Below are 18,732 nucleotides of genomic sequence, written 5' to 3'. Positions count from 1 at the left end.
GCAAAGCAGAGGATCTTATGCTAAAAATTGCTGGTGAACCCTCCGAGACCGTCAGCGATGTGGTCTTCCGGCAGATCCGTCGGGACATTATTTCTGGAGCCTTGGCACCTGGTGCGAAGATCAAACTCGAGCAAGCCAAGGAACGCTATTCGATCAGCGTGTCGTCGCTGCGCGAAATATTAAGCCGTCTGACCACGGAGAACCTGGTGTTGGCCGAAGGGCAGCGTGGCTTCGAAGTGAGCGTCGCGTCGCGCAAGGAACTCGAGGAACTCGCCGATCTTCGCACCGTCCTTGAAACCCATGCGATCGGCCTGTCCTTTGCGGCCGGAAATCTCGAATGGGAAGGACGCATCGTGGCGGCTCATCATAAACTGGCGGCTGCGGAGAAAAAGCTGCTCGCCGGCGATGCCTCGCGGACCGTCGATTGGGTGCGCTACGACTGGGAGTTTCACCAGGCGATCGTATCGGCTTGTGATTCCGCGACGCTGATGGCCACACTCTCATCGGTGTTCGAACGATTTCTGCGCTACCACATGCTGGCCCGGAGTTTCCGCGGCAAGGCGGTCGTTGATGACCACAGGCTTCTCTTCGAGCTCGCCTTGAAGCGCGATATCGAGGGCGCTCGGGCTGTGATCCGACGGCATGTCCAAAGCGGCGTGGAACACGTGCTGAAAAGCGGGCGTATCACCTGACCCGTGTCTGATCAACCGGCGTCCTTCGGAATACCCTCCGGCCTCATCAGCTTCTTCAGCGCGGCAATGCGGAAAATGGCGTTTGCGGCTCCATAGCCGCGATAGCCGCGGCGCTCGACAATCTCGAAGAAGAACCCCTCGCCATATGTGCCGCTGTAGAGTTGCAGATATTCACCATGCTCGTCACGGTCATAGAGGATGTTTTCCGCTTTCAGCCGTTCGGTCAGATCAGGTTGCAAGCCGAAGCGGGCTTCGACATCGTCGTAGTAGTTTGGCGAGATATGGAGCGGCTTGAATCCTGTCTTTCGAAGCTGACGCGCGGTGGCGAATATGTCATCGGTCGAAAATGCCAGATGCTGGATCCCCGAACCGAACTGTTCGGCGATGAAGTGGCCGGCGAGCGTGCGGCGATTTTCGGCGCCATTCATGGTGATGCGCAGCGTACCGGGCTCATTCTCGATGACCTGGCTGCGCACGACCCCCCTCGGATCGATGATATCCACCATCGGTGTCTTTCCGGTCTTGAAGATCGATGTGTAGAAGAGCAGCCAGGTCAGCATTTCCTCATAGGCCACCGTCTGCGCGATGTGATCGATGTGCAGCAGCCCGGCATCCGCAGCATCGCTCCTTGTTGTAGAAACGGCCTCGAAGTCGATCTCCGAAAACCGGCCGAGCGGGCTTTTGTCATCGATGAGATAGATCAGGCCGCCACCCACAGCGCGAATGGCGGGGAATTCCAGCTCATCATCGGCAACGGGCTGGCGAAAAGGTTCGGCATCGAGCGCCAGCGCACGGGCGTAGGCTTCGCCAGCATCATCGACGACGAGGGCCAGCGCGTAGGCAGATGTACCGTGGACTGCGTAGGCCGCACCTGCAAAGCCTGCGGTATCGACGTTGACGAGAATGCGGATATTGCCCTGTTCAAACAGGGTGACCTTTTTCGAGCGATGAACGGCTGCCTTGCGGAAGCCGAGAGTGTGGAGCAGAGCGATCAGTTCGCCGGCTTCGTCCTCGTCCGTTGCAAACTCGACGAAGCCGACGCCTTTGACGGTAGCGCGCTCGGGCATGGGAACACCGATCGGCGTCTTCACACTGCGGCGAACCTGATCGGCCAGATAGATCAGCGACCGGTGGCCGTCGGCCGCAATTGCCCGCGTAGAGCCGCCGCGGAACTGGTCATTGAAGATTTCGAGCGAAAAATAGCCGTCATAGCCCGTCGACGCCACAGCCTCGGCAAAAGCGGTGACCGGTAGATCGCCCTCGCCCGGCATGTTGCGAAAATGGCGGCTCCAATAGAGCAGATCCATGTCGATCATCGGCGCATCGGCCAATTGCACGATGAAGATCTTCTCCTTTGGGATCGAGCGGATCGAGTTGATGTCGATCTTTCGCGACAGCGAATGGAAGCTATCGAGGATCAGCCCGACATTTGGATGATCGGCGCGGCGTACGATCTCCCAGGCATCGCGGTGATCGTTGACATAACGACCCCAGGCAAGTGCTTCATAACCGACCTTGAGGCCGCGTTTGGCAGCTCGCTCGCCAAGCTCATGAAAGTCGGCGGCGGCGCGATCGATGCCGCCAAGAGCGGCCTGCGAGACGTTCGAGCAGACAAGAACCATTCCGGTCCCGAGTTCCTGCATGACGTCGAACTTGCGTTCGGCCCGGTCGAATGTGCGGCTTCGAAGCGCATCCGGCATGCCCTCGAAATCTCGGAAGGGCTGGAAGAGCGTTATTTCCAGTCCGAGATCTCTCGCCATCTTGCCGACATCGGCAGGGCTTCCGTCAAAGGCCAGGAAGTCGTTCTCGAAAATCTCGACGCCATCGAAGCCTGCTTGTGCAATGGCTTCGAGTTTCTCCGGCAGTTCACCGCTCAGCGTTACCGTTGCAATCGAGGTCTTCATGTTTCAAGGACCCTTTCCACCAGCGTCACGAGGGCCGGCCACGGCGATGTACCTGATAGCGCCAACTCCTCCTCATGGCATTATGGCAAATGTCTTGAATATTGCAATTCAATTGGTCAAACACAAAGTCTCATATGATTCTTAAAAACTATGTTGATTTATCGCGGCTCCTCTGGCAAATATTTCCCATGCAGTCGGGAGAGGAAGACTGTTGGTCCAAGCGACCGCCAAACGGAGGAGGAATCAATGTTCAAGTCGATGCTGACACGGCGCCATGCCATGGTGGCTGCCGCCACGCTCGTAGCTGCCATCGGGCTTACCAAGCCGGCGGCCGCCATCACACCCGAAGAGATCAAGGCCAGAGGCAAGCTGATCGTCGGCATCCAGGGCGATAACCCGCCATGGGGCTTCGTCACCAGCGGCGGCAAGCAGGACGGCCTCGATGCCGATATCGCCACGCTCTACGCCAAGGAATTGGGCGTATCCGTCGAATTCGTGCCGCTTGAAGTCAACAACCGCATTCCCGCACTGACCACGGGGCGCGTCGACGTTCTCTTCGCGACGATGGCCATGCTGCCGGATCGCGCCAAGGCTGTTCAGTTCAGCAAGCCTTACGTTGCCAACGCCATTGTCCTGATTGCTCCAAAGTCGATGTCGATCAAGGCCAACGACGATATGGCAAATCTCACGATCGGCGTCGCGAAAGGTGCAGCACAGGATACGCAGGTCACCAAGAATGCGCCACAGAGCGCAACGATCCGCCGCTTCGACGGCGATGCCCCAAGCGTCCAGGCGCTGGTGTCCGGACAGGTCCAGGCTCTGGGCGGCAACATCTTCTACATGGACCGGGTCGAAAAGGCGCGTCCGGGCGAATTCGAAAACAAGCTCGAATTCCAGAAGCTCTACAATGGCGCCTGCACGCGTCTTGGCGAGAAGGAAATCAACGCCTCTATCAATTCCTTCATCGACAAGATCAAGGACAATGGCGAGCTCAAGAAGATCTACGCCAAGTGGATGAAGGTGCCGGTTCCGGAGTTCCCCGCGAGCCTGAACGGCATTCCGTTCAGCGCCAACTAAGCCACGGGCTGCTTAAAGCAAAGGCAAAACGGCGGGCATTGTGGTGCCCGCCAACGATACCGCTTTGCTTGGCGGCCAAGAGCCCTTGCGCGTTTTGTGGAGCGCGATCATGAACAAGACTATATTTGTGCTGAACGGACCGAACCTCAACCTTCTTGGCCAGCGGGAGCCGGCAATCTACGGCACCACGACGCTTGCCGACATCAAGGAAAAATGCCTCGCCAAGGCGAAGGGCCTCGGGTTCGACATCGACTTTCGCCAGACCAATTTCGAGGGGGAACTGGTGGAAAGCGTGCATCAGGCGCGCAGCCACGCATGCGGTATCATCATCAATCCCGCTGGCTACACCTTCACGTCGATCGCACTGCTTGATGCGCTGAAAACATTCGATCCCCCGAAAATCGAACTGCATATATCCAATGTGCATGCACGCGAGAGCATCTACCACAATTCGCTGATCTCGCGGGTTGCGACCGCAATCATGATCGGCTTCGGCGCGCCCGGTTATGAACTGGCGATCGAAGCCATGGCAGACATGGTCGGACCAAGCTGATGATCGAAACCGGTGGATCAGAGAGGCGGTCATGAACTATCAATTGGATTTCACCCCGGTCATCGACGGGCTGCCAAGCCTGCTTTTCGGCTGTCTCGGCACCTTCCTGCTGGCGATCTGCGGCATGGCACTTGCAATCGTCATCGGCATAGGCGGTGTCGCCCTCAGGGACTCGCCTTTCAAACCGCTGCGCTGGCTCGTGATCGGCTTTGTCGAGCTCATTCGCAACACGCCGTTCCTGGTTCAGATCTTCTTTCTGTACTTTGCACTGCCGTTGGCCGGCATTCGACTTGACCCGACACCGACGGCAATCATCGCCCTTGGGATCAACGGCGGCGCCTACGCCATCGAGATCATTCGAGGCGGCGTCCAGTCGATCTCGAGAGGTCAGATGGAGGCGGGCCTTGCTCTTGGGCTGCACAAGGCGCAGGTCTTCCGGCTCATCATCCTCAAGCCGGCTCTCAGGGCGATCTATCCGTCGCTAACCAGCCAGTTCGTGCTTTTGACGCTGTCGACCAGCATCGCTTCGGCGATCTCGGCCTACGAACTGACGTCGGTGTCGCAGCGCATCGAATCCGAAAGCTTTCGAAGCTTCGAGGTCTACTTCACGGTGACGATCTTCTACCTTGTCATATCCTGGCTGATGATGCGCCTCTTTGCGCTGTTTTCGGCACGTTATTTCACCTATCCGATCAAGTAGGGTCCAAGCGATGGGCAGCGAAGAATTCATTTTCCTCCTGATCGGGTTGAAATGGACCGTGCTTCTCTCGGTCGTTGGCTTCATCTGCGGAGGGATTGCCGGGCTTGGCGTGGCGCTGGCGCGCAGCTCCGAGATCCCGATCCTGGAACGCATCACGGCCGGCTATATTGCGGTCTTCCAGGGCACTCCTTTGCTGATGCAGCTCTTCGTCGTCTACTATGGGCTGGCTCTCATCGGCCTGAGGCTCGATGCGTGGGTGGCTGTCGCCGTCGGGTTGACGCTGCATGCCAGCGCCTATCTGGGAGAGATCTGGCGAGGCTCGATCGATGCCGTGCCGCGCGGTCAAACGGAGGCGGCGCGAGCACTCAGTCTCAAATATGTCTCGCGCATGACCGATGTCATCCTGCCGCAGGCGCTGCGCATCTCACTGCCGGCAACGATCGGCTTCCTCGTGCAACTCATCAAGGGCACCTCGCTTGCCTCGATCGTTGGCTTCACGGAGCTTACGCGGGCCGGCAACATCATATCCAACCAGATCTTCCAGCCACTCACGGTCTTCGGCATCGTGGGCGCGCTGTATTTCCTGATGTGCTGTCCGCTGACGATCATCGGGGCGCGTCTCGAACGGCGGTTTGCGGCGTCCGCTCGCTGATGATGCGCGAGCGAATTCACAAGAGATCGATGGAATTGAGACCATGACCAATGCTTCCGCACCGACCGCTGAGACCGTGATCACCATGACCCAGGTGGAGAAATGGTACGGTGCCTTTCAGGCCCTGCACGATATCAACATGTCGGTGCGCAAGGGCGAGCGGATCGTTCTATGTGGACCTTCAGGCAGCGGTAAATCCACGCTCATCCGCTGTATTAACCATCTCGAAACTTACCAGAAGGGGGAGATCCGCGTTGGTGGCGTTCTGCTTGGAAACGAGGCAAAATCGATCGACGCGATCCGTCGCGACGTCGGTATGGTGTTCCAGCAGTTCAATCTCTTTCCGCATCTGACCGTACTGCAGAACTGCATGCTGGCACCGATGCGGGCACTTGGCGTTGGAAGGGTGCAGGCCGAGGAGCGCGCGCGCTCATTGCTTGGTAGGGTCAAGATCCTTGAACAGGCAGACAAATATCCGGTGCAGCTTTCCGGCGGCCAGCAGCAGCGTGTCGCGATTGCGCGGGCGCTTTGCATGCGGCCGAAGATCATGCTCTTCGATGAGCCGACCTCCGCGCTCGATCCCGAGATGGTCAAGGAAGTGCTTGATACGATGATCAGTCTTGCCGAAGAGGGCATGACGATGATCTGCGTCACCCACGAGATGGGCTTTGCCCGCCAGGTGGCCGATCGGATCGTCTTCATGGCGAGCGGCGCGATCGTCGAAGAGGCGCCCCCGGCCGAATTCTTCACCAACCCGCGCCACGAGCGCACACGCAAATTTCTGGGCGAAATCCTGCGCAACTAGAGCTTTGGGGAATTCCAATGTCAGCACAATCGCAGACAACCCCCTTGAAGATCGCGGTGATGGGCGCGGGCCTCATAGGCAGGCGCCACATCGAAGGCGTTCTGGCCGAGCCGCGCGCCACACTTTCTGCCGTCGTCGACCCGTCAGATGCAGGGCGCGAGTTTGCGAAAAGCACGGGCGCCCGATGGTTCCCGACCCTTCCCGAGGCTGCCGCAAGCGAGCGCCCGGACGGGGTGATTGTTGCCACCCCGAACCAGCTTCATGTCGCTAACGCCCTTGAGGCCATCGCGGCTGGAATTCCGGTCTTGGTCGAGAAGCCGATCGCAGACAACGCCGACGCTGGCGCCGCCCTCGTCGATGCCGGCGTCCTGGCGAACGTTCCCATTCTGGTCGGTCACCATCGCCGCTATAATCCCATCATACAGGAGACAAAGCGCGTCCTAGACAGCGGTCGGCTGGGCAAGCTTTTGACTGTCCAGGGGACATTCTGGGTTGCCAAGCCCGACGACTACTTCGATGTCGGCTGGCGCCGGCAGGCAGGCGCCGGACCGACCTTCATCAACCTGATCCACGACATCGATCTCTTCCGCTATCTTTTCGGCGAGGTGGACGCGGTCCATGCGATGGAATCAAATTCGACCCGCAAGCACCCTGTCGAGGACACCACCGTTATCCTCCTGCGGTTCGCAAGCGGCATGCTTGGAACCTTGAACGCATCCGAAGCGGTCGCCTCCCCCTGGAGCTGGGAGATGACGGCGGGAGAGAACCCGGCGTTTCCGCGGCTGGATCAGTTCTGCTATCAGATCGGTGGGACAGGCGGTTCACTGGCCATCCCACAACTTGCGCTTTGGACAAATGCATCGAAGCCCAACTGGCTGGAAGCGCTTACCTCAGAACGCGTACCGTTCACACCGACCGACCCACAGACTGCACAACTTCACCATTTCTGCGATGTGATCCGTCGCCAAGCTGAGCCTCTTGTCAGTGGCACGGAAGGTCTTGCCACGTTGCGCGTCGTCGATGCGATCAAGGCGTCGGCGCGTTCAGGCAAGACGATCCATCTGGGTAAAATCGATAGGCGACAAGGTCATTGATATGATTACGGGCACCACGAGGCTTATCGCTCACCTCGGCTATCCGACGGAGTCATTCAAAGCTCCGCTGATCTACAATCCGTATTTCGAACAAAGTGGCATCGATGCCGTCGTCGTGCCGATGGGTTGCAAGCCCGAGGACTATCCTTCGTTCCTCAAGCTCGTCTTCAGGCTTTCGAATATTCATGGCGCCCTCGTCACCATGCCGCACAAGGTGACGACAATGGGACTGCTCGACGATGTATCGACGAACGCCAAGGTCGCTGGCTCATGCAACGCTGTCAGGCTCGGGCCGGCCGGCAGGCTGATTGGCGATATGTTCGATGGTGAAGGCTTTGTCCGCGGCCTGTTGCGCAAAGGCAAAAGGGTGGAGGGAGCCCACGTGCTGATCGTCGGCGCAGGCGGTGTCGGCTCCGCGATCGCCGCTTCAATGGCAGGTGCCGGCGCGCGCCGGATTGTGCTCCACGATGACAACGCGGCCACGTCGGCAGGGCTCAGCGACCGGCTGAAGACATACTATCCAACGACCGAGGTCAGCATCGGCTCAACGGATCCTGCTGGGTTCGACATCGTCGTCAACGCCACTCCCCTCGGGATGCGTAAGAACGATCCACTGCCCCTCGACGTTTCGCGTCTCTCACCTTCCACCTTTGTAGGCGAGGTCGTCATGAAGGAAGAAATCACGCCGTTTCTGGCGGCAGCGCGCGCGCGCGGATGCGCGTTCCAGGTCGGCACGGACATGTTGTTCGAGCAAATACCGGCCTATTTGGAGTTCTTCGGCTTCCCCACCGCAAGCGCAGATTACCTGCGATCGATTGCTCGGCTGCAATGATCGCTTACGCGTTGCAATCAGGTTAAACCCGCACGGGCGATCTCAAACAATATCCGCTCCTGCACTTGACGTCCTCGAACTGCAGCCCCTGTCGTCCAAATTGCCGGTGCGTTCCTCCTTTGCGCGGCTATCGCGCCTTCGGTAAGCGAAAATACCAACCCCTGATCCGATGATCTGTGGGCACGGCGACCCGAGATCTGTGATAACATCGCTCCGCTACACGATGTGTGGCGGCGCGCCACCGGAAAGCGTCCCGCTTGCGAGCGGCAGGTACGACCATCCGTGCGCCATTCGTGCAAGTAGCAGTCGCGTCACATGTCAATACCCGAAGTTTCCCCGTATTGCGTGCGGTCTTTGCGTTGAACATGTTGTTTTCTTTGTCGTTTAGGTTTGCTTGAGGTGATCCACGGCATCGAGCACATGGCTGCTTTTGACCATGGGGAGCGAAGTTTATTGTGTCAACGGCGGGGCAGATGCGTCCCCTGCCCTCCACGACCTCATCCAAGTCCAAGTCCAAGTCCAAGTCCAAGTCCAAGGAGAATTGTGATGACCCCTGCAATCAAGACCAACAACGAGCGGCCCCTCGAGATGAAGCTCGAAGTCATCGTCATCCCGGTGTCGGACGTCGATCGTGCCAAACACTTTTATGGCAACCTGGGTTGGAGGCTCGATGCGGACTTCGCTGGCAGTGACGACTACCGCGTCATCCAGCTCACGCCCCCAGGCTCCGGCGCCTCGGTCATCTTCGGCAGGCACGTGACGGCGGCCGCCCCCGGCTCGGCACAAGGGCTATACCTTATTGTTTCGGACATCGAGGCTGCACGTAGCGATCTGCTCGCTCGCGGTGTGGAGGTCAGCGAGGCGTTCCACCACGCCGGCGACACCTATGCGGGACCTGATGAACCCTATCTGTTTGGCAGGCGAAGGGTTCGCGGACCGGATCCCGAACGCACCAGCTACCGCACCTATGCCTCGTTCAGCGATCCGGATGGCAACGGTTGGCTGCTCCAGGAGGTGACAGCGCGCCTGCCTGGACGCGTGGCCGCAGACGACACGACATTCACCTCCTTGACCGAGCTTGCGAGCGCACTTCGCCGTGCCGAGGCGGCTCACGGAGACCACGAGCAACGGCTCGGCGCGCGCGACGCGGACTGGCCGAGTTGGTATGCCGAGTACACGGTAAACGAGCAGGCCGGCAAGCCGCTGCCAAGTTAAGCATCCGTGGCGCCGGCGTGGCTGCGCAGTGATCTGCGCATGTGCAGCCACAAGCCGGTTCAAATTTCACCGCCATCAACAGCGCACACGATTGGCAAGACCGTACTAAAACCGATGGACGGCTGGGAGGCCGGTCCCAAAGCAATATCGAACTCCTCCAGTGACTGCGTCACTGAGACGGGACGTTTGCACCACAGGGGCGAAAATCTGTTGGCAGCATCGAAAATCGTTTATTCCAGAAGGGCGGAATCGAAAAATAATTCGCACCTATCTACGAAACAAAGGCAGGTCGTGAAAAGAAAGGCGGCTGAATCAGCCGCCTTGGATAGATTAAGGACGGAAGCTCGACGCTCCCTGTGCCTCGACCAGTTCGTCACCGGGATCAGGTTCGACATCAGGTGCACGATCAAGGATGGCAAGTGCCGCATCGACATTTCCGCGTGCCGCCCGCTTACTCAGGCTCATGAAGGCACGTCGATGACCAATGCCGTCAGCGATAAACGCGGAAAGCAACTGGTTCAGCGATACGTTGTCGTCCGCCGCTGCCCGCTTGGCTTCTTCCATGACATGATCTGCTAGTCTGAGAGGATAGGTACTCATGTTGGCTGTCTCCTTCTCGTTAGTTCTGCCACAAAATCTCCGGCTCTCATGACAGACATGCCGAACACTCTTACGGCTGGGTGTTGGAAGTGCCTGTCACTACTTACGATAAATGTCGCACCCGCCGCCAAAGCGCACTCAATGTAGATGTCATCCTTTGGATCGTCCAAGAACGGCCTGAACCGAAACCATGGGGAAACGAGATGAGCTTGGCTGAAAACGGCATCCAGCACAGTGTCAATCTCGTCCCCGCTCAGCCACGGTTCATCACCAAAGTATACCGGGTCGCTTCAGGACATCCTCGTATTCCAAGGCCACGGCTGGCGACACGGCAAAGGGAACATCGCCAACAAGCAGTTCCCTCAATAGCTGGTGCGACCCGCACCACCGGGCCAAGCTTCTTTAGACGAGCGTCGCACTCGGTTCAGGTCGTTGCGGCCGGCAGAGCCAGCACGATTGGGGCCGTCATTGCGGCGGACACAATGCGTTACAATAAGCTATCCCGGCGGACACATCTGGCATTCAACCATGCGGAAAGATGCGATTGCGGCCTTGAAGGGCCCGGCATCAACCCCCTCAATGAAAGGACGACAAGATGAAGACCCCCAGGATCATGACGCTCGCCATGTTGTTGCTGGCAAACACAATGGCATTCTCGTCCGCACGGGCAGAACAGCCGCTGCAGCGCACTGACCTTTTGAAGAACGACATCGATGTGGCCGGCCACGAGGCTGTCCAGGTGCGCGTCGATTTCGCGCCAGGCGTTCTTGCACCCAAGCACTCTCATCCCGGCGAAGAACTCGCCTATGTTCTCAAGGGAACACTTGAATACCAGCTCGAAGGCAGGCCGCCTGTAACCCTTACGGCTGGCCAATCCCTGTTTATTCCGTCGGGCCTCGCCCACTCGGCGAAAAACGTTGGCGGTGGCAAGGCGTCTGAACTTGCGACCTACATCGTCAAGAAAGGCGCGCCGCTTGTCGTGCCTGCAAAGTGAGGCGTTGCGATGCCTAAATCATCAAGGACGGGGCTGCGGCATCGATGGCATCCGGCCCGTCGCGGCGCGCGTTTCTTCGGGGTCGAGCTTCGATCGCGATCGCTGGAGCTTTTCTTCACGCGATCGCGACCGCTGCCACTGCTTGGACCTTGCCCTGCCCAGGGCTTGGGTAGGCAAGAACCAGCGCCGACCCCACGGCAAATTGGCGTTCGGTGGAAGCCTATTGGCAGATGGATGGATTACGCAAGTCCTCGTCACGCGCGCACGATGCGTGCCCGCGATCGTCCGGTCGGGCCACCACGATCCGACGGGGCCGTTTTAAGACGAAGCTAAACTAGGGCTTGCCTTCCCCACAATTAGGGTACATCGTCCGAGCTTCAGTAGTTTAGTTCAGGGCGCTACTGGTTGAGGGCCACTATACCCTCGCCCCAATTGAAGGAGGACGCGATGTCTTCCCACCCCCTATCAATCGTTACATCAGCGGACCTTGCAATGCTGCAAATCGTCTTGGACAGCGCCGGGTACGATGCTGCTAGCAGTCTCGCCGATCCCAAACGTTACAACGTCGCAGCAAAACTTCTCATCAGACGCTTCCAAGAAGGGGCGACTTCCTCTCGCGCGCTGTCGCAGGAATTGGATCTGCATTTTGGCACTTCGTTATCAAAAGAACCTTCAGTAAGCTTCTCGCGTAACCGCGCGTCCATCCAAGGTCTGCGTGTGTCGTCCTCATAGACCAGCCTTGGCTCGACAAATGAAAAGCCCCGTCGATGTCGCGGGGCGTTTGCTAGTACCGCGCCACAGAGATTATGACGGGTTGGGTTATCGTAGAATGGGCAAGTCTTCTGGTGGGATGAGAAGTTGGATGCTGCGTGCTGCGCCTGGCACGCGGGATATAAATCCTGCCTTCTCGAGGGTCAGCACCATCTGGTGAACAGACGGAGCCGTAACGGCGAAGTGGCGACGCATGTCGGCTTCGGCCGGAGGCTGTTTGAAGATGCGGCTGTAGGCGTAGATGAAGGCCAGGTACTGGCCTTGGACTTGCGTAAGGCCATGTCTTGCCGTTGCGGCTTGCGGGTCAAGTGAGGGACTCATTTTCGGATTCATCTGCGTCTCCGCGCTGAAGGAGGTGTCGATGAATATAAAGTTTCACGTAGAGCTTAGCCAATCGGAACGTGATCAACTGGCCGTTTTGTTGAGCGGGGGACGCCATGCGTCGCGCAAGATCAAGCGCGCCCAGATCCTGGTGGCGGCGGACGAAGGCTTCAGCGACGAGGTGATCGCGGCAACCTTGAACGTCAGCGGATCGACGATTTACCGGACCAAGCGCCGGTTTGTGGAAGCCAATCTGGAAGGCGCGCTCAGTGAAGAACCGCGCCCGGGTGTTGAGCGCAAGCTATCGAGCAAGGAGGAGGCGCTGTTGGTGGCGACCGCCTGCTCAAAGCCGCCGCCCGGGCGAGCCCGCTGGACCCTGGAGCTTCTGGCCGATGAGATGGTCCGACTCACCGATCATGACGAGTTGTCCTCGGAGACCGTACGTCGCCGGCTGGCTGAGAATCATCTCAAACCTTGGCGCAAAGACATGTGGTGCATCCCAAAGCTCGATGGGGAATACGTCGCGCGCATGGAGGATGTTCTCGACCTCTACGCAGAGACGCCTGATCCACAAAGGCCCGTGGTCTGCTTCGACGAGAGCCCGACCCAACTCATCGGCGAAGTGCGCGAGCCCATTGCGGCCAAGCCTGGCCAGCTTGAACGCTACGACTGCGAGTATCGCCGAAACGGCACGGTCAATCTGTTTGTCTTCATGGACGCCCACCAGCCCTGGCGCAGGGTGAAGGTCACCGATCGGCGAACCAACCAAGACTTCGCCCAGTGCATGCGCGAACTGGTCGACGTCGATTATCCCGACGCCCCGATCATCCGCGTGGTGATGGACAACCTCTCCACCCATTCCGCCGGGGCGCTTTACGACGCATTTCCAGCCCCGGAGGCTCGAAGGGTGCTGAAGCGACTGGAGTTCCACCACACGCCCAAGCACGCCAGTTGGCTCAACATGGTCGAGATCGAGATCGGTGTCCTGCGCAGCCAATGCCTCGACCGTCGTATCGACAATAAAGACACCATAATCGCCGAAGTCGCAGCCTGGGAGCAGCAACGCAACGCTAATGGCGCAAAGATCCAATGGATGTTCACAACCGAAAAAGCCCGCCAAAAGCTCCGCAAAGCTTACCCCGTCAAAGAGTCATAATCTCTGTGGCGCGGCACTAGTTCAATTCACGGGCCCTCTCATGAAAACTGTCCCCACACCAAGTTACCAAGTTGATGACACGCGCCGGCAGGAGGAATGCTCTCGTGCTTTTGATGATGTCGCGCGGTCCATAATGATAAGCGCCGTAGCCGCAGGGTGGCGCGAGGGTGAGGCAGCTCTAGCACTGGCGGACGCCGCCGAGCGGTACGTTATCTATATTGCGACACCTGTTCGTGCGGTCCCGGCAGCTGCAAACACCAACACCAGGTAGGTTACATCGCCAGACATCGAGTTCGTTTGGAGCGGTGTATGAGCGACGTGCTCATGGTGCAGCCGATCACCTCATCGACAGACACCCTGCACCTCACGCAACCCGACGCTGCAATGCCCGGGATCTCCACCGCTTGACGCGATCGATCAAAGGTTGCAATCTCGACGTATCAACCTGGTGGAAATGTAATGACATCGCGACTTACCTACGTGCTGATTGTGCTGGCCGTGGCTAGCGTGCTTTTATGGTGGGCCATGAATTTGTGATCGAAGCGCCCCGTCGCCACCTTCGTTTATCCCGCTCGAGATGTCCTTATCGAGAGCAAATAACGATCATCGAACAGCCCGCCGCAGGGCGCGGGGCGCGCTGATCCGCTCAAACGCGCCGGCGCTTTCGCCAGTGACCAGATAGACCGGACTTTCGTTGTCGCCCGCCGCTTCTGGCGGCGGGTTGCTTTTGCGACCGAAAGCTACTTTCGACCGCCGCTTGGGCGGGACTTGCCGCCGCTACCCCCTGCGGTCTTGGCATCGGGAGCTTGCCCAAAGTTGGTTCCCCCTAGGTGCCCCCCGCCGCTCGTATTTGCGACCTGGCGTTCGGTCCTGCGCTGAATCTGAGCAGCATCGGTTTTGCTCATTCTAGGTTCCTTTTCGTTGCACGAGTGATCGCTGCCGGACGTGGTCCGGCAGATGAGATCGATTTTGAGAGAAAAGGTCTGCTGACGCCAATGGGCGAAGCGAAGCTCGACTGGCAAACTCGACGGGGCAACCTGATCCGCCATTGTGTTCAAAGCAAGTTCCAAGGTCGGTCGACCAGCCGACAAAAAGGCCCGGGGCGAAAGCGCACCGACCTTCCTCACTCAACGAGGGCTTATCTTGCACATTTCATTGCGCGATGACCGCAGCACAATCCCCCGTCTTGATCAGACCAGGGAAATGACGCGCCGTGAGGATACCATCCATCTTCGAGCGGAGCTCGACTGGCGTCTCTCCGGTACGCCCAACCGGATAGATGCGCGCAATGACGTCGCCTTTCTTAACAGCATCGCCGAGATCGACGGCAAATTCTGCAAGGCCCGCGCTTTCGCTGAAAATGAAACAGTCGCCGTCCGGCATATCGAGCCATTGCGTCGGTTGCCGCTCAATTTTCCCGGTTGCGACGCCTGCATGCCTCAGCACATTCATGACACCGCGCTTGGCGATCGCGGCGCTGCGGGCGGTCGCCGTGCCGCCGCCGCCGAGCTCGGTGGTGATGAAGATCTTTCCCATTTCCTCGGCCGCCGTGTCGTACATGCCGACCGCATCGATCTCCAGCATCCTCATGGAATAGGGCGCGCCGAAGGCCTCGACAAATTCGAAGCCTTTCTTCTCCTGCTCCTTGTCGGGCAGGATATGGGCGGCGCAGAAAGGCAGGAAATTGAGCGTCTTGCCGCCTGAATGGAAGTCGAGAACAATGTCAGCCAATGGCAGAAGCGTGCGCTGGAAGTAATCGGCGATCTTCTGCGTGACCGTGCCGTCAGGCCTGCCTGGAAAGCTGCGGTTCATATTGCCCTTGTCGATCGGCGACGTTCTCGTCTCGGCCGCAAAGGCTGGGTAGTTCATCGCCGGGACGATGATGACGCGGCCCTTGACGTCTTCTGCCTTGAGGGTGCGGGCGAGATCGAAGAGCGCGATCGGTCCCTCATATTCATCGCCGTGATTGCCTCCGCTCAGCAACACAGTCGGCCCGGTGCCGTTCTTAATCACCGTGACCGGAATCATCACCGACCCCCATGCTGAATCGTCACGACTGTAGGGCAGCCGAAGGAAGCCGTGTTGAGAGCCAACGGCATCGAAATCGACCGTCGCGCTGACCGGCGACGGACGCAAATCCTTGTCACTCATCGCCGCTCAATCCTTGACCATCAGTTTGCGCGGTACGTTGGCAAGGCATTCGACACCGGTTTCGGTGATCAGGATGCTTTCTGTCGTCTCGAAGCCCATGTCCTGAAGCCAGAGGCCCGTCATAAAGTGGAAGGTCATGCCCGGCTTCAGTTCCGTCTTGTCGCCGGGACGCAGGCTCATTGTGCGCTCGCCCCAATCCGGCGGATAGGACAGACCGATCGGATAGCCAGTGCGGTTGTCCTTGACGATCCCGTATTTCTTCAGAACCGCGAAAAAAGCATTGGCGATATCCTCGCAGGTATTGCCGGGTTTCGCGACGGCCAGCCCCGCCTCCATACCCTCAAGCGTTGCCTTTTCCGCATCGATAAAGGCCTGCGTCGGCTTGCCGAGGAAAACCGTGCGCGACAGCGGCAGGTGATAGCGGTTGTAGCAACCGGCGATCTCGAAAAAGGTGCCCTCGCCCCTTTTCATCGGCCGGTCATCCCAGGTCAGGTGCGGAGCCGATGCCTCGACGCCTGATGGCAGGAGTGGCACGATCGCCGGATAGTCACCGCCGATGCCATCCACGCCGCGTGTGCCGGCATCATAGATTTCAGCAACGAGATCGCATTTGCGCATGCCGACCTCGATCTTGTCGAAAATGCGCGCATGCATTGCTTCGACGATGCGGGCGGCATTGCGCATGTACTTGATTTCGGTCGGGCTCTTGAGTGCGCGCTGCCAATTGACGAGCGCCGTGGCATCGACGAAGCGGGCGTTGGGCAGATGCTTTTGCAGCGAGGCGAAGGCCGCTGCAGAGAACCAGTAATTGTCCATCTCGACGCCAATTGCGAGCTTGGAGAAGCCGCGATCCGTGAGAATGGCCGAGAGATAGTCCATCGGATGCCGCTCGGTCGACTGCACGTAGTGATCCGGATAGCCGATGATGTTTTCGTGCTTCAGATAGGCTGTCAGCTTCGCACCGTTGGCATCCTGCCCGCGGCCAAACCAGATGGGCTCGCCTGAAGGCGGGACGATGACCGCCTGATGCACATAGAACGACCAGCCGTCATAGCCCGTCAGCCAGGCCATGTTCGAAGGATCACTGACGATCAGGAGCTCGACACCCCTGGCCTCCATTGCCTTGCGGGTCTTTTCCAGGCGTTGGCTGTATTCTTCGCGCGAAAATTTGAGGTTGGGTTCACTCATGGGTTTTGCCTCCTTGTCCCGGTGTTGCACCGGATCAGCTTTCGAATGTCGTCCCGACCCGGGCCGCGGTTGCCCGCGAGAAAGCGAGCGTGGCTATGGCCGTGTCCTGGATACCTGTGCCGGTGAGGTCGGCGATGGTGATTAAGGCATCACCGGTGCGGCCCTTGGCGCGACCGGCGACGATCTGCCCGAGTTCCGAAAATTCCGTATTGGCGCTCACCGCCCCGGCTGCGATCGCATGGTGCAATTCGCCGAGACGGCGGGTCTGCATCAGGCTGTCGGCAACGTAGAGATCGGCCCTGGCGATCGCAGCCGGATCGATCTCGTTCTTGTGTTCGGCATCCGAGCCCATCGCTGTTAGATGCTGACCAGGCTCAAGCCATTCGGATCGGATGATCGGCTCTTGCGCTGGGGTCGTTGTCACGATCACATCCGCACCGCCGACTGCTCGCTGTGGATCGGCAACCGCGCTGACATCCATCGCAAGCTTTGAGGACAGTTCAGCGGCGGCAGCAATCGCCTTCGCATGATCGCGCGCCCAGATGCGCGCCTGCGTGATCGGCCGGACGAGTTTCAGCGCCTCCAGTTGCAGCTTTGCCTGCATGCCTGCGCCGAAGATCGCTGCAACCTTCGAGCCTTTGCGGGAGAGATGACGCGCCGCCACGGCTCCGGCTGCTGCCGTGCGCACATCTGTCAGATAGCCGTTGTCGAGCAGCAGCGCCCGGACGAGCCCCGTCCGGCTGGACAGGAGCACCATCATTCCGTTGGTGCTCGGCAGACCGATCTTCGGATTGTCGAAGAAGCCTGGGCTGATCTTGATCGCAAAGCCATCGAGGCCGGGAACATAGGCGGTCTTCACGTCCACCTCGCCCCGATGTTCCGGAATATCGAGCCTGAGGATCGGCGGCATGGAAACCGCCTTGGTGGCGAGTGCCCTGAAGGCGTCTTCGACGCAGCCGACGGCTTCGAGATCGAGGCTGATGACCTTTCTAAGGTCACGTTCCGTGAGGATGACCATGACGTTCATGCAAGATCCTTCCCGGCCAAAGCCGTTGCGCCATTGACGACCCGGCGATGAACCTCCATGTCGACGTTTCTGCCGGAAAGGATTGCAACGACGGGTCCGCACGAGGCGACCTTGCCGGCAAGAAGAGCGGCAATCCCGACGGCGCCGGCGCCTTCGATGACCTCGCGTTCGACCGAGTAGGCGTGGCGCATGCCGGCGGCGATTTCGCCCTCTGAAAGCAGCACGACATCGTCGACGAGATCGCGGCACATTGCGAACGTGAAGCAGTTCTCAAGACCGATTCCTCCCCCGAGAGAATCGGCGAAGCTTTCCTCTTCGATGACCGCAACGGGCGTCCCGGCGTCGAGGCTTGCCTTCATTGCAGCGCCCCGCTCCATCGTCATGCCAATAACGCGGATCGCCGGATTGATCGCCTTCAGCGCAACAGCAACACCCGATGCCAGCCCGCCGCCCGATAGCGGCACGAGAACCGTCGCAACTTCGGGGCAATCCGCAAAGATTTCGAGCCCGAGCGAGCCCTGCCCGGCAATCACTCGCGCATCGTCAAAGGGAGGAACGGCAACCAGACCCTCCTCGCGAATGAGCCGATCGACCTCGCGCTGGGCGTCATCCTGCGAGTTGCCCACAATATGTACCCTAGCGCCGAGGCGGCGGATTTCCTCAACCTTGTTTTTCGGCACCAGCCTTGACATGCAGATGGTGGCAGCAGCGCCTTCGGCTCTGGCCGCATAGGCAAGAGCCCGTCCATGATTGCCGGTGGAGGCCGCAACAAACCCCCGCCCCTTTTCCTTTGCGGTCAGGGACAGGACCGCATTGGTCGCACCGCGCAGCTTGAAGCTGCCGGTCGTCTGGCGATGCTCAAGCTTCAGATGGACGGGCTGGCCGGCTTGCTCGCTCAATGCGTCAGATCGTGTGAGCGGCGTGTGTCGAACACGCGAAGCGACGCGCTGCGAGGCGATCATGATATCCCGAAAGCTGACGGCAGACGTGCTTGGCATAA

The 18,732-nt window shown here is 59.2% G+C and carries 20 protein-coding genes; 12 read left to right on the top strand and 8 right to left on the bottom strand.

Going from position 1 to position 18,732, the window contains the following annotated elements; all coding sequences use genetic code 11:
• The first annotated feature begins 17 nt into the window (after nucleotides 1-17).
• Nucleotides 18-692, top strand: coding sequence for a GntR family transcriptional regulator (locus WGT02_RS26625; protein WP_208247493.1), 675 nt, complete (start codon nucleotides 18-20; stop codon nucleotides 690-692).
• An 11-nt stretch (nucleotides 693-703) separates the two neighbouring features.
• Here the strand turns inward: WGT02_RS26625 and WGT02_RS26620 are convergent, their stop codons facing one another.
• Nucleotides 704-2,596, bottom strand: coding sequence for a bifunctional sugar phosphate isomerase/epimerase/4-hydroxyphenylpyruvate dioxygenase family protein (locus tag WGT02_RS26620; RefSeq protein ID WP_208247491.1), 1,893 nt, complete (start codon nucleotides 2,594-2,596; stop codon nucleotides 704-706).
• Between the two features lie 246 nt (nucleotides 2,597-2,842).
• Between WGT02_RS26620 and WGT02_RS26615 the strand changes: the two genes are divergently transcribed.
• The 8 genes from WGT02_RS26615 (at nucleotide 2,843) to WGT02_RS26580 (ending at nucleotide 9,524) form a co-directional block, all read left to right on the top strand.
• On the top strand, nucleotides 2,843-3,673 hold the full coding sequence (locus tag WGT02_RS26615; protein WP_208247490.1) for a transporter substrate-binding domain-containing protein: 831 nt from the start codon (nucleotides 2,843-2,845) through the stop codon (nucleotides 3,671-3,673).
• Nucleotides 3,674-3,782: 109 nt separating this feature from the next.
• Entirely contained in the window at nucleotides 3,783-4,226 is a 444-nt protein-coding gene (locus tag WGT02_RS26610; RefSeq protein WP_208247487.1) for a type II 3-dehydroquinate dehydratase, read from the top strand.
• Between the two features lie 31 nt (nucleotides 4,227-4,257).
• Entirely contained in the window at nucleotides 4,258-4,926 is a 669-nt protein-coding gene (locus WGT02_RS26605) for an amino acid ABC transporter permease (RefSeq protein WP_024317524.1), read from the top strand.
• A 10-nt stretch (nucleotides 4,927-4,936) separates the two neighbouring features.
• Nucleotides 4,937-5,578, top strand: a complete 642-nt coding sequence (locus WGT02_RS26600; protein WP_208247486.1) for an amino acid ABC transporter permease — start codon at nucleotides 4,937-4,939, stop codon at nucleotides 5,576-5,578.
• A 43-nt stretch (nucleotides 5,579-5,621) separates the two neighbouring features.
• On the top strand, nucleotides 5,622-6,383 hold the full coding sequence (locus WGT02_RS26595; protein ID WP_210363164.1) for an amino acid ABC transporter ATP-binding protein: 762 nt from the start codon (nucleotides 5,622-5,624) through the stop codon (nucleotides 6,381-6,383).
• 17 nt (nucleotides 6,384-6,400) lie between these two features.
• Nucleotides 6,401-7,477, top strand: coding sequence for a Gfo/Idh/MocA family protein (locus tag WGT02_RS26590; RefSeq protein ID WP_208247484.1), 1,077 nt, complete (start codon nucleotides 6,401-6,403; stop codon nucleotides 7,475-7,477).
• 1 nt (nucleotide 7,478) lies between these two features.
• Nucleotides 7,479-8,309, top strand: a complete 831-nt coding sequence (locus WGT02_RS26585; RefSeq protein ID WP_024317520.1) for a shikimate dehydrogenase — start codon at nucleotides 7,479-7,481, stop codon at nucleotides 8,307-8,309.
• A 546-nt stretch (nucleotides 8,310-8,855) separates the two neighbouring features.
• The gene (locus WGT02_RS26580; RefSeq protein ID WP_208247482.1) at nucleotides 8,856-9,524 is read left to right on the top strand and encodes a VOC family protein; all 669 of its coding nucleotides are present in this window, start codon (nucleotides 8,856-8,858) and stop codon (nucleotides 9,522-9,524) included.
• Between the two features lie 330 nt (nucleotides 9,525-9,854).
• Here WGT02_RS26580 and WGT02_RS26575 read toward each other — a convergent pair whose 3' ends face one another.
• Together WGT02_RS26575 and WGT02_RS26570 are read right to left on the bottom strand one after the other, a co-directional pair.
• Nucleotides 9,855-10,124, bottom strand: a complete 270-nt coding sequence (locus WGT02_RS26575; RefSeq protein ID WP_208247480.1) for a hypothetical protein — start codon at nucleotides 10,122-10,124, stop codon at nucleotides 9,855-9,857.
• A complete protein-coding gene (locus WGT02_RS26570; protein WP_331000924.1) occupies nucleotides 10,121-10,357 on the bottom strand; it encodes a PIN domain-containing protein in 237 nt (78 codons plus the stop codon). The genes WGT02_RS26575 and WGT02_RS26570 overlap by 4 nt, the downstream gene beginning before the upstream one ends.
• A 380-nt stretch (nucleotides 10,358-10,737) precedes the next feature.
• Between WGT02_RS26570 and WGT02_RS26565 the strand changes: the two genes are divergently transcribed.
• Both WGT02_RS26565 and WGT02_RS26560 read left to right on the top strand, forming a co-directional pair.
• Entirely contained in the window at nucleotides 10,738-11,118 is a 381-nt protein-coding gene (locus WGT02_RS26565) for a cupin domain-containing protein (RefSeq protein ID WP_374046210.1), read from the top strand.
• Between the two features lie 492 nt (nucleotides 11,119-11,610).
• Nucleotides 11,611-11,850, top strand: coding sequence for a hypothetical protein (locus WGT02_RS26560; protein ID WP_225040105.1), 240 nt, complete (start codon nucleotides 11,611-11,613; stop codon nucleotides 11,848-11,850).
• An 87-nt stretch (nucleotides 11,851-11,937) separates the two neighbouring features.
• Here the strand turns inward: WGT02_RS26560 and WGT02_RS26555 are convergent, their stop codons facing one another.
• Nucleotides 11,938-12,222 carry a LexA family transcriptional regulator gene (locus tag WGT02_RS26555; RefSeq protein WP_225039569.1) on the bottom strand — a complete coding sequence of 95 codons (285 nt, stop codon included), beginning with the start codon at nucleotides 12,220-12,222 and terminating at the stop codon, nucleotides 11,938-11,940.
• Nucleotides 12,223-12,250: 28 nt separating this feature from the next.
• On the opposite strand from WGT02_RS26555, the gene WGT02_RS26550 reads away from it, so the two are divergent.
• Nucleotides 12,251-13,366, top strand: a complete 1,116-nt coding sequence (locus WGT02_RS26550; RefSeq protein WP_208245192.1) for an IS630 family transposase — start codon at nucleotides 12,251-12,253, stop codon at nucleotides 13,364-13,366.
• Nucleotides 13,367-14,518: 1,152 nt separating this feature from the next.
• Here WGT02_RS26550 and doeB read toward each other — a convergent pair.
• Genes doeB through eutB form a run of 4 tightly spaced genes read right to left on the bottom strand, consistent with a single transcriptional unit; the run spans nucleotide 14,519 to nucleotide 18,730 of the window.
• Complete coding sequence (gene doeB, locus WGT02_RS26545; protein ID WP_208247478.1) at nucleotides 14,519-15,517, bottom strand: N(2)-acetyl-L-2,4-diaminobutanoate deacetylase DoeB; 999 nt, start codon at nucleotides 15,515-15,517, stop codon at nucleotides 14,519-14,521.
• Between the two features lie 6 nt (nucleotides 15,518-15,523).
• On the bottom strand, nucleotides 15,524-16,705 hold the full coding sequence (gene doeA, locus WGT02_RS26540; RefSeq protein WP_208247476.1) for an ectoine hydrolase DoeA: 1,182 nt from the start codon (nucleotides 16,703-16,705) through the stop codon (nucleotides 15,524-15,526).
• A 34-nt stretch (nucleotides 16,706-16,739) separates the two neighbouring features.
• The gene (gene eutC, locus WGT02_RS26535; RefSeq protein ID WP_208247475.1) at nucleotides 16,740-17,732 is read right to left on the bottom strand and encodes an ectoine utilization protein EutC; all 993 of its coding nucleotides are present in this window, start codon (nucleotides 17,730-17,732) and stop codon (nucleotides 16,740-16,742) included.
• The gene (eutB, locus tag WGT02_RS26530; RefSeq protein ID WP_208247473.1) at nucleotides 17,729-18,730 is read right to left on the bottom strand and encodes a hydroxyectoine utilization dehydratase EutB; all 1,002 of its coding nucleotides are present in this window, start codon (nucleotides 18,728-18,730) and stop codon (nucleotides 17,729-17,731) included. The genes eutC and eutB overlap by 4 nt, the downstream gene beginning before the upstream one ends.
• Between the last annotated feature and the right edge of the window lie 2 nt (nucleotides 18,731-18,732).

The sequence above is a fragment of the Rhizobium sp. T1470 genome (assembly GCF_042140505.1).
Classification (GTDB): Bacteria; Pseudomonadota; Alphaproteobacteria; order Rhizobiales; family Rhizobiaceae; genus Rhizobium; species Rhizobium favelukesii.
Note: the sequence above shows the minus strand (reverse complement) of the source record. Positions and strands in the feature narration are given on the sequence as shown.

Coding starts and splice junctions, on each gene's coding strand:
- WGT02_RS26565 (WP_374046210.1), top strand. CDS start 10,738: ATGACGCTCGCCATGTTGTTGCTGGCAAACACAATGGCATTCTCGTCC.
- WGT02_RS26590 (WP_208247484.1), top strand. CDS start 6,401: ATGTCAGCACAATCGCAGACAACCCCCTTGAAGATCGCGGTGATGGGC.
- WGT02_RS26575 (WP_208247480.1), bottom strand. CDS start 10,124: ATGAGTACCTATCCTCTCAGACTAGCAGATCATGTCATGGAAGAAGCC.
- WGT02_RS26595 (WP_210363164.1), top strand. CDS start 5,622: ATGACCAATGCTTCCGCACCGACCGCTGAGACCGTGATCACCATGACC.
- doeA (WP_208247476.1), bottom strand. CDS start 16,705: ATGAGTGAACCCAACCTCAAATTTTCGCGCGAAGAATACAGCCAACGC.
- eutB (WP_208247473.1), bottom strand. CDS start 18,730: ATGCCAAGCACGTCTGCCGTCAGCTTTCGGGATATCATGATCGCCTCG.
- WGT02_RS26605 (WP_024317524.1), top strand. CDS start 4,258: ATGAACTATCAATTGGATTTCACCCCGGTCATCGACGGGCTGCCAAGC.
- WGT02_RS26600 (WP_208247486.1), top strand. CDS start 4,937: ATGGGCAGCGAAGAATTCATTTTCCTCCTGATCGGGTTGAAATGGACC.
- WGT02_RS26585 (WP_024317520.1), top strand. CDS start 7,479: ATGATTACGGGCACCACGAGGCTTATCGCTCACCTCGGCTATCCGACG.
- WGT02_RS26625 (WP_208247493.1), top strand. CDS start 18: ATGCTAAAAATTGCTGGTGAACCCTCCGAGACCGTCAGCGATGTGGTC.
- eutC (WP_208247475.1), bottom strand. CDS start 17,732: ATGAACGTCATGGTCATCCTCACGGAACGTGACCTTAGAAAGGTCATC.
- WGT02_RS26615 (WP_208247490.1), top strand. CDS start 2,843: ATGTTCAAGTCGATGCTGACACGGCGCCATGCCATGGTGGCTGCCGCC.
- WGT02_RS26550 (WP_208245192.1), top strand. CDS start 12,251: ATGAATATAAAGTTTCACGTAGAGCTTAGCCAATCGGAACGTGATCAA.
- WGT02_RS26620 (WP_208247491.1), bottom strand. CDS start 2,596: ATGAAGACCTCGATTGCAACGGTAACGCTGAGCGGTGAACTGCCGGAG.
- WGT02_RS26610 (WP_208247487.1), top strand. CDS start 3,783: ATGAACAAGACTATATTTGTGCTGAACGGACCGAACCTCAACCTTCTT.
- WGT02_RS26555 (WP_225039569.1), bottom strand. CDS start 12,222: ATGAATCCGAAAATGAGTCCCTCACTTGACCCGCAAGCCGCAACGGCA.
- WGT02_RS26560 (WP_225040105.1), top strand. CDS start 11,611: ATGCTGCAAATCGTCTTGGACAGCGCCGGGTACGATGCTGCTAGCAGT.
- doeB (WP_208247478.1), bottom strand. CDS start 15,517: ATGAGTGACAAGGATTTGCGTCCGTCGCCGGTCAGCGCGACGGTCGAT.
- WGT02_RS26580 (WP_208247482.1), top strand. CDS start 8,856: ATGACCCCTGCAATCAAGACCAACAACGAGCGGCCCCTCGAGATGAAG.